The organism is Plesiocystis pacifica SIR-1, assembly GCF_000170895.1.
Classification (GTDB): Bacteria; Myxococcota_A; Polyangia; order Nannocystales; family Nannocystaceae; genus Plesiocystis; species Plesiocystis pacifica.
Genome location: NZ_ABCS01000162.1, coordinates 1 through 13,546 on the forward strand (window position 1 = coordinate 1; position 13,546 = coordinate 13,546).

General features: G+C 72.4%; 11 protein-coding genes. All 11 read left to right on the plus strand.

The window, feature by feature from the left end; all coding sequences use genetic code 11:
• A partial coding sequence (locus tag PPSIR1_RS39455; protein WP_006976915.1) for a (2Fe-2S)-binding protein occupies positions 1-453 on the plus strand: 453 nt, incomplete at its 5' end.
• Complete coding sequence (locus PPSIR1_RS39460) at positions 453-1,409, plus strand: dihydrodipicolinate synthase family protein (protein ID WP_006976916.1); 957 nt, start codon at positions 453-455, stop codon at positions 1,407-1,409. The genes PPSIR1_RS39455 and PPSIR1_RS39460, both read left to right, overlap by 1 nt.
• Positions 1,406-3,010, plus strand: coding sequence for an aldehyde dehydrogenase (NADP(+)) (locus PPSIR1_RS39465; RefSeq protein ID WP_006976917.1), 1,605 nt, complete (start codon positions 1,406-1,408; stop codon positions 3,008-3,010). The genes PPSIR1_RS39460 and PPSIR1_RS39465 overlap by 4 nt, the downstream gene beginning before the upstream one ends.
• Before the next feature lie 22 nt (positions 3,011-3,032).
• Positions 3,033-4,577: a zinc metalloprotease gene (locus PPSIR1_RS39470; protein WP_006976918.1), complete on the plus strand. Its 1,545-nt coding sequence runs from the start codon at positions 3,033-3,035 to the stop codon at positions 4,575-4,577.
• Positions 4,578-4,632: 55 nt separating this feature from the next.
• A complete protein-coding gene (locus tag PPSIR1_RS39475) occupies positions 4,633-6,408 on the plus strand; it encodes an alkaline phosphatase family protein (RefSeq protein WP_006976919.1) in 1,776 nt (591 codons plus the stop codon).
• 179 nt (positions 6,409-6,587) lie between these two features.
• A complete protein-coding gene (locus PPSIR1_RS45200) occupies positions 6,588-8,918 on the plus strand; it encodes a type VI secretion system Vgr family protein (protein ID WP_006976920.1) in 2,331 nt (776 codons plus the stop codon).
• A gap of 8 nt (positions 8,919-8,926) precedes the next feature.
• On the plus strand, positions 8,927-9,382 hold the full coding sequence (locus PPSIR1_RS39485) for a hypothetical protein (protein WP_006976921.1): 456 nt from the start codon (positions 8,927-8,929) through the stop codon (positions 9,380-9,382).
• A 4-nt stretch (positions 9,383-9,386) separates the two neighbouring features.
• Positions 9,387-10,376: a DUF2169 domain-containing protein gene (locus tag PPSIR1_RS39490; RefSeq protein WP_006976922.1), complete on the plus strand. Its 990-nt coding sequence runs from the start codon at positions 9,387-9,389 to the stop codon at positions 10,374-10,376.
• Positions 10,377-10,399: 23 nt separating this feature from the next.
• Positions 10,400-11,533 (plus strand): hypothetical protein, encoded by a 1,134-nt coding sequence (locus PPSIR1_RS45205; RefSeq protein ID WP_006976923.1) that lies wholly within the window; start codon positions 10,400-10,402, stop codon positions 11,531-11,533.
• Between the two features lie 25 nt (positions 11,534-11,558).
• Complete coding sequence (locus tag PPSIR1_RS45210) at positions 11,559-12,770, plus strand: DUF2169 family type VI secretion system accessory protein (protein ID WP_006976924.1); 1,212 nt, start codon at positions 11,559-11,561, stop codon at positions 12,768-12,770.
• A gap of 4 nt (positions 12,771-12,774) precedes the next feature.
• The gene (locus PPSIR1_RS39500) at positions 12,775-13,203 is read left to right on the plus strand and encodes a hypothetical protein (RefSeq protein WP_006976925.1); all 429 of its coding nucleotides are present in this window, start codon (positions 12,775-12,777) and stop codon (positions 13,201-13,203) included.
• Positions 13,204-13,546 lie beyond the last annotated feature (343 nt).

Sequence of the window (13,546 nt, forward strand, 5' to 3'; positions counted from 1 at the left end):
GCCGTCGGGGAGCAGTGCGGCGTGGCCGGGGTCGACGTCGCGCTGCTCGAGGGCCAGGTCGCGGCCGCGGCCATCCGCTGCGCCGCCACGACACAGCTCGCCCGCCGCCGCGACCACGAGCGCCGCTTCGCCGACCGCCTCGCCCGCGCCTACGCCCTGCGCCCCGAGCTGCGCCGCATGCTCGAGCGCGACCCGGCCCGCACCCTGGTGTGCCGCTGCGAGGACGTCAGCGTGGCCCAGGTCCGCGAGGCCCTGAGCTGGGCCGGCGCCGACGCGCGCAGCGTCAAGCTGCACACCCGCTGCGGCATGGGCCCGTGCCAGGGCCGGGTGTGCGCGCCCGCCCTCGAGCTGCTCTTCGATCTCCCCGCCGCCCGTCCGCGGCCCCCGCTGATCCCCCTGCGTCTGTCGACGCTCCCAACCAACCACCACCAAACTCCCAGCGAGCACCCCTGATGTCCATGCAATTCCAAGGTGTGATGCCTGCCACCACCACCCCCTTCGCCGAGGACGGCACGATCGACCACGGCTTCGCGGCCCGCCACGCGCAGTGGCTGATCGAGCACGGCGCCACGGGCATCATCGCCCTCGGCTCCCTCGGCGAGGGCGCGACCCTCAGCCGCGACGAGAAGCTCGCCCTGTGCAAGACCCTCGTCGAGGCCGGGCGACCCACGCAGACCCCGGTCGTCGCCGCGATCTCGGCGCTGTCGACCGAGGAGGCCGCGGCCCTGGCCCGGGGCGCCCAGCAGGTCGGCTGCCGCGGCCTGATGGTCCTCCCGCCCTACGTGCACAAGGGCCCGTGGGCGGAGATCCGCGCCCACTTCGAGGCCGTCATCGAGGCCACGGAGCTGCCCTGCATGCTCTACAACAACCCCATCGCCTACGGCACGGACCTGCTCCCCGAGCAGATCGCCGAGCTCGCCGGCGCCCACGAGCGCGTCGTCGCGGTCAAGGAGTCGAGCGGCGACCTGCGCCGCGTCACCGCCGTCCGGGCCCTGCTCGGCGAGCGCCTCAGGCTCTTCGCCGGCCTCGACGACATGGCCTTCGAGGCCGGGAGCATCGGCGCCGACGGCTGGGTCGCGGGCCTGGTCAACGCCCTGCCGGCCGAGTCCATCGCCGTGTTCGAGCTCGCCCGCTCGCCCAGCGCCGCGCACCGGGCCCAGGCCGCGGCCATCTACCACTGGTTCCTGCCCCTGCTGCGCCTCGACTGCGTCCCCGACTTCGTCCAGCGCATCAAGCTCGTGCAGGCCGAGGTCGACATGGGCAACGAGCGCGTCCGGGCCCCGCGGGCGCCGCTGTCGGGCTCCGAGCGCGAGCGGACCCTGGCCCTGGTCCGCGAGCACCTCGGCCGCCGCCCGGCCGTGCCGACGGCCGCCGAGATCCGCACGATGATCGCCGAGGTGAGCGCGTGACCAGCCTGCACGGCAAACACCTCATCGCTGGCGAGCGCCGACGCGACGCCGAGGCCCAGCACCGCGCGACGCAGGCGGCCACGGGCGAGGCCCTCGATCCCGCCGTCGCCGACGCGAGCGCGGCCGAGATCGACGCGGCCTTCGCCGCCGCCGTCGCGGCCCACCGCGCCCTCGATCCCCTCGTCGAGCCGGATCTCGCGGCCAAGACGGCCGCCTTCCTCGAGGCCATCGGCGCGCACATCGAGGGCCTCGGCGACGCCCTCGTCGAGCGGGCCACGGCCGAGACCGGGCTCCCCCAGGGCCGCATCGTCGGTGAGCGCGGGCGGACCATCAACCAGCTGCGCAGCTTCGCGGCCCTGGTCCGCGAGGGCAGCTGGGTCGGCGCGCGCATCGATCGGGCCCTGCCCGAGCGCCAGCCGATCCCGCGCCCGGACCTGCGCCGCATGCTCGTCCCCGTGGGCCCCGTGGTGGTGTTCGGCGCGAGCAACTTCCCCCTGGCCTTCTCCGTCGCCGGGGGCGACGCGGCCTCGGCCCTGGCCGCGGGCTGCCCGGTCATCGCCAAGGCCCACCCGAGCCACCCCGGCACCTCCGAGCTCGTCGGCGAGGCGATCACCGCCGCCGCCCGCGAGTGCGCCATGCCGGCCGGGGTGTTCTCGCTGGTCCACGGGCCCAGCCACGCCGTCGGCCAGGCCCTGGTCCGCCACCCCAGCGCCCGCGCCGTGGGCTTCACCGGCTCGCTGCGCGGCGGCCGGGCCCTGCTCGAAGCCGCCGCCAGCCGCCCCGACCCCATCCCCGTGTTCGCGGAGATGGGCAGCGTCAACCCGGTGGTGTTCCTGCCCGGGGCCCTGCGCGAGCGCGGGGCCGCCCTCGCCACGCAGGCCGCCGGCTCCATCACCCTCGGCGTCGGCCAGTTCTGCACCAACCCCGGGGTCCTGCTGGTGCCCGCCGGGGAGACCGGCGACGCCTTCGTGGCCGGCCTCGCCGAGGCCCTCGGGGCCGCCGGGGCCGGGGTCATGCTCGACCCCAACATCCTCGCGGGCTACCGCCGCGGGGTCGAGGCGCGGGCGGCCAGCGCCCACGCCGAGCGCGTCCCCCTGACCTGCGCCGGGCCCGAGACGCGGGGCCTCCCGGCCCTGTTCACGACCACCGCGACGGCCCTCGCGGCGGACCCCAGCCTGCGCGAGGAGCTGTTCGGCCCCGCCAGCTTGGTGGTCCGCTGGCGCGACGCCGACGATCTCCTCGCCGCCCTCGAGGGCTTCGAGGGTCAGCTCAGCGCGACCGTCCACGCGGCCGAGAACAGCGACGACGCCGGCCTCGTCCGCCGCGTCGCCCCGGTGCTCAGCCGCCGCGTCGGCCGGCTGCTGTTCGGGGGCTTCCCGACCGGCGTCGAGGTCTGCCCCTCGATGCAGCACGGCGGGCCCTGGCCCGCCAGCAGCGACGCCCGCACGACCTCCGTGGGCACCGCGGCGATCGAGCGCTTCGCCCGACCGCTGTGCCTGCAGAGCGCGCCCGCGGCCCTCGTGCCCCCGGCCCTCCAGGACCAAAACCCCCTCGGTCTCCTGCGCCTCGTCGACGGAGTCCCCACCCGCGACGCGCTCTGACTCGACCCCCTCTCCCCCCTTCGTGAACGCCATGTCCAACCGAGCCCAGCCCCTCCACGCCCTGCTTCTTTCGACGCTGCTCTTGCCTTGCGCCTGCGGAGACTCCGGGGGTGGCGGGGAGGGCTCCGACGAGGCCAACGACGGGACCGGCGACGACGACGGCGACGAGTCGAGCGAGAGCACCGAGTACGCCCGCGGCATCACCATCGACGTGCTCGAGGTCAACCAGGGCGTGGCCGTCCCGATCGTCGCGGGCGGCGACTGGGTCCCCGGCATCGAGCGCAACTCGGCGATCGTGTCCGGGCGCAAGGCCCTGCTGCGCGCCTACTGGGTGACCGAGCCGGACTTCGAGCCGCGGGAGATCGAGGCCCGGCTGACCCTGACCTACGAGGACGGCAGCACCCACGAGGAGTCCATCGAGGTGTTCGTCGACGCGCCCTCGAGCCCCAACGACATCCAGCGCTCCTTCTACTTCGATCTGGTCGAGGAGGAGGTCGCCTCGGGCATGGACTTCAGCGTCGCGCTCTACGAGACCGAGCCGAGCAGCGCCCCGCTGCCGGAGACCCTCCCGGTCTATCCCCTCGACGGGGCGCCCGCCGCCGTCGGGGTCCAGTCCGAGCCCCTCGAGCTCGAGATCGTCATCGTCCCCGTGCACGTGCAGTGGCCCGGCTGCTCGACCACGCCCCCCGCGGCCGAGCTCCTGCAGCTGTTCGAGGACATGATGTACATGAAGAACCCCACCCAGTCGGTGACGCTCTCGATCCGCGACGAGCCCATCGTGCTGACCCAGACCCTGGGCTCGCTGTGGGACATGATGGCGCCGCTCCAGGCCGCCCGCGAGGCCGACGGGGCCCAGCCCTGGCAGTACTACTACGGCCTCATGGACGGGTGCACCACGGGCATCGACGGGGCGGGCGGCATGGCCTTCTCGACCCCTCCGCCGACCCAGGAGGTCGACTGGCAGCGGGTCGCCACGGGCCTGTGGTACGGGGACGACCAGTGGGCCGCCGACACCTTCGTGCACGAGGTCGGCCACCTCCAGGGCCTCGCCCACGTCTACTGCCCGGGCAAGGACGCCGACGATCCGGACCCCGAGTACCCCCACGACGACGGCGAGATCGGCGTGTGGGGCTTTGGCCTGCGCGACCTCCAGCTCTACAACCCGACCGCCGCCCACGACTACATGAGCTACTGCTACAGCGGCAACTGGAGCTCGGACTGGACCTGGACCAAGAACTGGAACCGGATCCGCGAGCTGACCAGCTGGAACGACGGGGCCTCGCCCGCGCGCGCCCCCCAGGACATCCTCGTGGGCGTGATCCCCGACGACGGCTCGGATCCGCTGTGGTGGATCGCCAACACCCGCGGCGGCGTATCCCGCGAGGACGAGCACGCCGCCGTCGCCCTCGGCCGCGGCGTCGACGGGCCCACCCGCGCGCTCCCGGCCGCCATGCACCGGGTCGCCGACGGGGACGCCACGGTCGTCAGCGTCGAGCTCGACGGCCAGCCCCTCGAGGCCCTGAGCGTGGGCGGACTCGACGTCCCCGCCCACCTGCTGTCGCGCTAGCGGCGTTTGCGATTCGACGTTGGCCCAGCTGGGGGCCCCTTGTTAGCGTCCCCCGGTGCGCCTGACCGCCCCGCTCACCTGCGCGCTCGCCAGCCTCGCCCTCGCCCTCGCGTGCTCCAAGCCCGCGCAGCCGGGTGCTTCCGATGCGCGCTCCGCCGAGGCGCCAGAGCCAGGAGCAAAACCAGAGCCAGAGCCCAAGGCCGAGTCCCCCCGGCCCAAGCTCGTCGTCGTCCTGGTCGTCGACCAGATGCGCGCCGACGTGTTCGAGCGCTACGGCGCCCAGCTCGACGGCGGCCTGCGCCGGCTCCACGACGAGGGCCGGGTCTACACCCAGGCCCGCCACGTCCACGCCCTGACCGAGACCGGCCCCGGCCACGCGACCGTGGCCACCGGCGCCTTCCCGGCCCACCACGGCATCGTCGCCAACCGCTGGTACGACGCCGCCGCGGGCGAGAAGGTCGGAGCCGTCGACGACGAGGTCGCCAGCGCGCGGGTGTTCGGCAGCGACTCGAGCGGGCGCGAGGCCGTGGGCGCGTCGGCCCGCCACCTGCTCCGCCCGGCCCTCGGCGACTGGATGCAGGCCGCCAACGCGGACTCCGTGGTCGTCGCCCTGTCCCTCAAAGACCGCGCCTCCCTGCTGCTCGGCGGCCAGGGCCCCGACCTGGCCCTGTGGTACGACGACGGCAAGGACGCGGACAGCGGCGGGTTCACGACCACCGAGCGCCTCGCCCCGGCGATCCCCGAGTGGGTCGCGGCCTACAACGCCAAGGATCGCGCCAAGCTCCTGTACGGCGAGGCTGGCTGGATCCCCTCGCTGCCCCTCGACGAGTACGCCGGCAGCCGCGCCGAGACCCGGGCCGAGGTCGTCGCCACCTTCAACGACTTCGCCCTGACCAAGGCCTTCCCCCACGCGATCGAACGAGGCAGCGCGCGCACGCCCAAGAACGTGGTCCGCGACATCCCCTGGGGCGATCACATGACCCTCGAGCTCGCCGCCGAGGCCCTCGACGCCATGGCCCTGGGCCAGGACGCGGTCCCCGACCTGCTGCTCGTGAGCCTGAGCGGGGGCGACTACGCCGGGCACCGCTACGGGCCCTTCAGCGTCGAGGTCCACGACTACTACCTGCGCCTCGACGACGCGATCGGGACCTTCCTGACCGCCCTCGATGAGAAGGTTGGGCCGGACGGCTACGTGCTCGCCCTGACCAGCGATCACGGCGGCGGGCCGATGCCCGAGTACGCGGACCCCGCGGCCTTCCCCAAGCGCGGACGCTTCGTGGTCAAGGAGCACTACGCGGCCATGGCCGCGGCGGCCGCGGAGCGCGTCGGCCTCGACGCGGCCCAGCTTCCCGAGCCGGCCTTCACCCACGGCGTCAGCCTGCGCTTCACCGAAGCCGTCGATGAGGACACCCGCAAGCGCTTCCGCGCCGCCCTGGCCGAGGAGCTCCGCGCCCACGGGCAGGTCGCCGACGCGTGGACCCGAGACGAGCTGAGCGCGACGGAGACCGCCGCGGGGCGACCCGCGACCCCGCGCGACTCCTACCGCGCGGCCTACCGCCGCTCCTTCCACCCCGAGCGCAGCCCCGACCTCATCGTCCAGGTCGAGCCGGGCGTCTACCACTACCCGACCGGGGCCGGGCACGGGACCCCCTACGACTACGACCAGCGCGTCCCGATCATCTTGTTCGGCGAGCCCTTCGTCGGGCCGGCCGAGGTCGTCGAAACCCCCGCCCGGACCGTGGACATCGCCCCGACCCTGGCGAGCCTCGTCGGCGTGCCCGCCCCCGGGGGAGCCGACGCCCCGGACGGCGCCGCGCTGGCCCTGGACTGAATACGCGGGCCGCAGCCCGTCGCGAGCGACACCCTCGACCCCGCCGCGAGGACGGCCCGTCCGCGCGCTCCCGCGGCGCCACGGCCTGCGTGAGCTCTGGCCCTGGCCAAGCGCGCCAAACCATCCGACAGTTTCCCCGCATGCCGGGCGCCCGCGCGCCGCCCAGGAGCAGGAACACCGTGTCGGACGAACGCCTCGACCTCGTCACCTACAGCTTCTCGGTCCTCGACGAAATCGATCCCGACTGGCGGGTCCGCCGAATGCGCCTGTTCGAGGCCATCTCGGAGCCCTACGAGCTCGTCGTCGAGCTCGCCAGCGAGGGCCTCGGCGCCGACTCGGAGACGGACCTCCTGCTCGGCCGCAGCGTCGAGCTAGTCATCCACCGCGGCGGCCTGCTGCGCTCGGTGTGCGGGGTCGTCCGCCGCGTCGACGACCTCGGCGTCAGCGAGGGCTTCCTGTCCGTCGTCGCCTACGTCGTCCCCGCCCTGAGCCTGCTCGGCCAGCGCATCGACACTCGCATCTTCCAGGGCATGACCGTGCCCGAGATCGTCGACGAGGTGCTCGGGGCCGGGCTCGGGGAGTACGAGCGCGAGATCGACGTGAGCACCGGGCTGAGCGGGCAGTACGAGGCCCGAGACGTGTGCATCCAGTTCCGCGAGTCCGACCTCGACTTTTGCAACCGCCTGCTCCAAGAGGAGGGCATCGCCTACGTGTTCGAGGCCGACGAGGACACCGGCCGCGAGCGCGTGCAGCTGATCGACGCCAACGAGTCCTTCCCGACCCTGGCCCTCGGCGTCGGCGACGAGGTCGAGATCATCCCCGACAACCCCGAGAACGCCGAGCGCGAGTCGCTGCAGTTCTTCGAGCTCGTCCAGCGCGAGCGGACCACCAAGGTCACGACCCGGGCCTACAACTTCAAGAACCCGACCAACGTCGACGAGCACGAGCAGGGCGAGGCCGACGAGCGCGGGCGGACCCGCGAGCTCTACCACCACCAGGACCGCCGGCAGATCGTCGACGACCCCATCGGCGACCCCGACGCGATGCGCTTCACCGGCGAGGACCTCGACCAGCGCGAGCCCCTGTCCGTGCGCCGCCTCGAGCTCGAGCGCCGCGACGTCAAGGTCCTGCTCGGCGAGTCCAACCTCAGCGGGGCCCAGGCCGGGATGCGCTTTTTCCTCGGCGCCCACCACCGCGACGAGCTCAGCCACCTCGAGTACCTGATCACCCGGGTCAACCATGACGGCGAGGGCGACGAGGTCGAGGGCGCCCGCGCGGACGCGCACCGCTACGTCAACTCCGTCGAGTGCGTGCCCTTCGAGACCCCCTACCGCCCGGCCATCCACACCCCCAAGCCGCGCATCTTCGGGGCCCAGACCGCCACGGTCATGGGCCCGGCCGACGACGACCAAGAGGACATCCACACCGACCCCCACGGCCGCGTCAAGGTCCGCTTCCACTGGGACCGGCTCTCGCCCGAGGACGGCACCGCCTCGTGCTGGGTGCGCTGCGCGCAGATGTGGGCCGGCGCCGGCTGGGGCTCGATGTTCATCCCCCGCGTGGGCATGGAGGTCGTCGTCACCTTCCTCGACGGCAACCCCGACCGCCCGCTGATCGTCGGCTGCGTCTACAACGGCGACCAGACCCCGCCCTACCCCCTGCCCGACGAGAAGACCAAGAGCACGATCAAGAGCGACAGCTCCCCCGGCGGCGGCGGCTTCAACGAGTTCCGCTTCGAGGACGCCAAGGGCAGCGAGGAGGTGTTCCTCCACGCCCAAAAAGACTTCAACGAGACCGTGCTCAACAACCACTCGACCACGGTCAGCGCCAACCAGACCAACACCGTCAGCGGCGATCAGAGCGAGTCCATCTCGGGCAAGCAGACGATGTCGGTGCAAAAGAACCGCATCGTCACGATCACCGGCAGCCAGAGCGTCAACATCGAGGGCTCCGAGCCCGAGGCCGGGGTCAGCGGGTCCAAGCTCAACATCACCGGCGACTACGAGCTCGACACCTCGAACACCATCGCGATCCAGGCGCCCACGGAGATCAAGCTGACCTGCGGCGGCAGCACGCTGACCATGGTGCCCGGCAAGATCACCCTCAGCGCCGGCGGCGAGGCTACCTTGGTCCTCGACGCCAACGCCCTGATGCAGTCCGCCGCCGGCTCCAAGGTGCTGCTCGACGCCAACGTCAAGGCCGAGAGCTCGGGCAGCTCGGTGGTCACCCTCGACGCCACCGTCGACGCCCAGAGCAGCGGCGGCAGCAAGCTCAAGCTCGACGCCAACGTCAGCACCGAGAGCTCCGGCGGCTCCAAGCTCGTGCTCGACGGCAACGCGCTCATGGAGGGCGTGGGCACGGCGACGGTCCAGTCGCCCAGCTCCAAGCTCGCCGGCGACGCCGGCACCGTCGAGGCCACCGCCGGCGGGGTCACCGTCGACGGGCCCAGCGTCGACGTCACGGGCAGCGGCACGGTCACGGTGACCGGCGGTATGGTGAAGATCAACTAGGGAGGCCGATGAGCGAGATGAGCGATCCGGACCAATCAAACCAGCCCAGGGAGCCGCGCGAGCACAGCGAGCCGAGCACGAGCGCGCTGCAGACCATCCCCGTCGAGGGCCACACGCTGACCATCGAGCGCGCCCCCGAGGGCGGCGCCGTGCTGCGCCTGACCAACGCCGGCGGGGACACGCCGCTGACCATCGAGCTGACTTCGGCGGGCCCGGTGCTGCGCGTGGGCACGGGCCTGGCCATCGCCGTCGACGGCGACCTGCGCTTCGCCGCCGAGCGCGTCGACATCCAGGCCCGCGCCGGCCTCGAGCTGCGCAGCGGCGGCGACGTGATCGTCAACGCCGAGGGCGACAACCTGTCGAGCGCCCGCGAGCACGTGCTCGAGGCCCGCCTGGGCGACGTCCGCCTCGACGCCAACGACGACGTCAAGATCGCCGGAGAGCGCATCCGCTTGAACTGCTAGACCCGTGAAGCTCGACAACGTCACCCCGGTGCCCGCCATCTTGTGGCGCACGATCATGGACCAAGACCGCATCGCCGCGGCCGTGGTCGCGCGCGCGACCTACCGCGTCGTCGAGGGCCGCCTGCTCCTCGACAGCGAGCAGAGCTGGCTGATCGACACCTCCGAGTACGAGACGCCCGTCGGCAAGCTGATCCCCGAAGACTGTTTTTTCCGCGGGGGCGTCGACGTGCTCGTGTTCGGCTCCGCCCGGGCTCCGCGGCGCCAGCCCACCCAAAAGATCGAGGTTCGCGTGCAGATCGCCGACTTCGTCGGGGGCGTCGACGTCTACGGCGAGCGCCGCTGGAAGCGGACCTTCGCCGGCGGCGGGGACCTGCAGATGAGCGCGCCCGAGCTCGTGCTCGAGCACCCCCTCGACCTCGACACGGCCTACGGCGGCGTGCAGCCCTGGGACGGCCTGCAGATCCCCTTCGTGTCCAACCCCGGGGGCAAGGGCTTTTACTCCGAGCTCGAGCACGCCATCGATCAGCCCCTGCCCAACATCGAAGATCCGCGCCGGCCGATCGTGCGCTGGCAGGACCAGCCCGACCCCGTGGGCGTCGGCTTCGCGCCCCTGGGCTTTGGGCCCAAGACCCGGCGCAGCGTCGAGTTTGACGATCGCGGGGTCATGACCCGCATCGACCCGAGCTTGTTCAACGCGGCCTTCCCCGACATGGTCGCGCCCAAGCAGGCCGTGGTCCCCGGGGCGGCGTGCACGGTCTACGGCGTGCTCTTCGAGGGCCCGCTGAGCTTTCGCATCCCCACCTTGCCCCTGTGCACCCACATCGACATCGGGGACGCCCACGTCGAGCGCGAGCTGCAGATCGACCAGATCGGCATCGAGCCCGACGAGCGCCGCGTGTTCATCACCTACCGCTACCCCTTCCGCTACGCGGTCAAGCGCATGGAGGCCCGGGCCTGCCAGCTGCGCTGGTCCCCGCGGGCCCACGAGGGCTGACGCGCACGAGGAGCCGAGCCGCCATGATGTTCAACGTCCTGCGCTACTTCCACCCGATGATCGGGGTGGACTGGCACATCCCCGTCCTGCCCCCGGGCCCCCTGCCCGCGCCCACGCCCTACGCGACGACCCAGGTCATGGGCAACCCGGTGTCCCTGACCACGCTCTACTGCACCACCGTCTACGCGGACTCGGTCCAGGGCACGATGTGCAAGGGCACGGACATCGGCCTGATGATCCCCCACTTCGGGACCTTCAGCATCATCATCGCCATCGAGATCGTGCTCGCGGCCTCCAAGAGCCACTTCGGTCCGAGCGCCATCCAGGTCACGGATCAGCACGGCAGCGGCGGGAACCCGGCCGCCGCCGTCCTGGTCACGACGAACCTCAACCTCAACTGCGGCTTCCCCTTCCCGAGCCCCCTCGGCTTCGTGTTGACCTTCAACACCACCGCCGTGGGCATGACCTGGGGCGACATCCTCGGGGGGCTCTACGCCATGGCCATGGACTGGCTGCTGCAGACGATCATCAACATCGTGTGCGCCAAGTACCTCGGCTTCGTCGGCCGCTTCTTCGACAAGTGGGGCCGGCGGCTGGCCGCGCGCCTGGGCATCCGCACCCTCAGCCGCGGCATCGCCCGCAGCCAGGCCCGCGCGCTGTGGAAGGCCGCCGGCAAGAAGGGCCCCCTCGGCGCGTTCCAGCGCCAGCTCCAGCGCCAGGCCGCCGCCCGGCTCGAGCGCTTCGTGGGCAACTTCGTCCTCGCCGGCGAGAACGTGGTCAGCTTCCTGATCGGCTCGCCGCTGGGCACGGCCGTCGACATGCCCGGCAGCCCCGTGCCCTCGCTCTACGGCGGCACCCGCAAGATCCTCGAGGACAACAACCTCATGGACACCCCCGAGGACGTCCAGCGCCGGGTCGACGCGCCGCCGCAGCAGACCCCGCCGCCGCAGCAGACCCCGCCGCCGCAGCAGACCCCGCCGGCCGACTCCCCGCCCACGCCGCCCCCCGACTCCACCGCCACCCCGCCAGCCGACTCCACCGCCACGCCGGAGCCCAACCAGTCGACGCCGCCCCCCGACGAGCCCAACGCCTGCTACCCCGAGGACTCGGTCAACGACTACCTCAACGACCCCTCCGTCGAGGACGTCGGCAACTAGGCCGGCTACCAGACCTTCAGGCGCCATGACCTTCGAGCCCCCGCCAGTCGTCAGCGAGGCCCCCGCGCTGACCCAGATGCCCATCTCGGGCGCCGACCGCAACGGCCGCATGTCCCTGGGCGTGCTCGCCAAGCGCACCTACCTCGTGGGCCCCGACGGCCGCTGCCACCTCGCCCCCGAGCAGCTCCCGCTCAACTACGGCGTGGTCGAGGACCCCGACAACCCCGAGTGCATCCTCGCCGAGCCCGACCTCTTCCTCGACAAGCTCGAGACCGACGTGGTCGTCCGCGGCCACGCCTGGAACCACGCGGGCGCCCCCGCCTTCTACGCCGGCGTGCAGGTCCACCGCTACCCCGCCAAGCAGGTCGCGGTGTTCGGCGAGCGCAAGCTGATCAAGACCGCCACGGGGCGCATCGCGTTCAGCGAGCCGACGGTCCTCGACAAGGTCCCCCTGTCCTACGCCTACGCCTACGGCGGCGTCGACGAGCGAGCCGAGCGCGAGTGGGGCTCGACCGTCGAGGCGATGGGCGACCAGCTCGACCCGGAGACCCGCGACCTGGTCCTGTCCGCGGCCAGCCCGTGGCGATACCCGCGAAACCGCGGCGGCAAGGGCTACCTCGTCGACGACCACCCCGAGAGCCTCGACGCCCTCGAGCTGCCCAACCTCGAGGACCCCCACGACCTGCTCAGCGGCGACCGCATCATCGTCCGCGACCCCTGGTACTGGCCGCTGCTGCCCATCCCCGCCAGCTTCGACTGGCTCGACGGCGGCAACTTCCCGCGCATGGGCTACTTCGGCCAGACCCCCGAGTGGGCCGAGGACGACCTCACCCAGTACGTCGACGCCTTCCCCGAGGTCCGCTACGGCTACGCCGATCGCAAGATCTTCTTCTACCCGCCCAACCTCCTCGACATCCCCAAGCACTTCGACCGGCGGGCGCTCAACGGCGCGTCCATGGGCCTGCGCTTCCCCTACCTCGGCGGCGGCGAGACCATCACCACCGCCAACCTCCACCCCCAGCTGCCCAACTGGTCCGTGCGCCTCCCCGGCGAGCGCCCGACCCTGTGGGTCGACGACCGCGCGGGCGGCCTCAACGAGCTGCGTCCGCAGCTCTACACCGTCGTGCTCGAGCCCGACGAGGGCCGGCTGACGCTGCTGTGGGTCGGCTTTGGCCCGGCCAAGCGCCAGTACTTCGAGCACGAGCTGCTGGCCATGCCGATGCTCGTGGAGTGGTGAGGCCATGCTCGCCTTTCGCCCTGGCTCGGTGATCAACGCCCCGGTGGGCGCGGCCCTCGTGTGCCTCGCCGCCCTCGGCGTCGGCGCGAGCATGGTCGCCACCGCCCTGGCCGAGGGCACCTCGCCCGTGCTCGCCCTCGTGTCTCCCGCCGTCGTGGCGGTCTGCGCCCTCGCCTACGGCCTGCACACCGCCGCGGTGATCCGGCGCGAAGGCGGGCAGCTGCGCTGGCGCAGCGGGCTCGAGCGCGGCGAGGCCCCCACGGAGGGCGCGCGCTTGCGTCGGAGCGTGCGCCAGTCCGGGCGCAGCTCGATCATCACCCTGAGCCTCGAGCCCGGAGACCACGAGCTCCTGCGCCTGAGCTACTCCAAGGCCAACCTGCGCCAGGCCGAGCGCGTCGCCGAGCACCTCGGGCTGCCCTTCGACGCCGACTGAGTTCTGCTCTGCCCCCACAGGCATCTGAGGACCGGGGGCGCTTCGTCGCTATCCGCTCCTCCGCTTTGGCTTGGTGGGCAATGGGGTTCGTGCCTTCGAGAAGGCTGGTGGTCGCCCCCGCGAGCGGGGGCGTGGATTCGTTGGCAGTCTCTGAATCGTGGACGTGGGGCAGGGAGGGCGTGGCGTCGTCCACCACGGCTAAAATAAAAGGGGCTGTGAAAACCTCACAGTCCCTGAGTCGTGGACGTGGGGCAGGGAGGGCGTGGCGTCGTCCACCACGGCTAAAATAAAAGGGGCTGTGAATTCATTCACAGCCCCTTCCCCCGCGAAACAAAAAACGGGG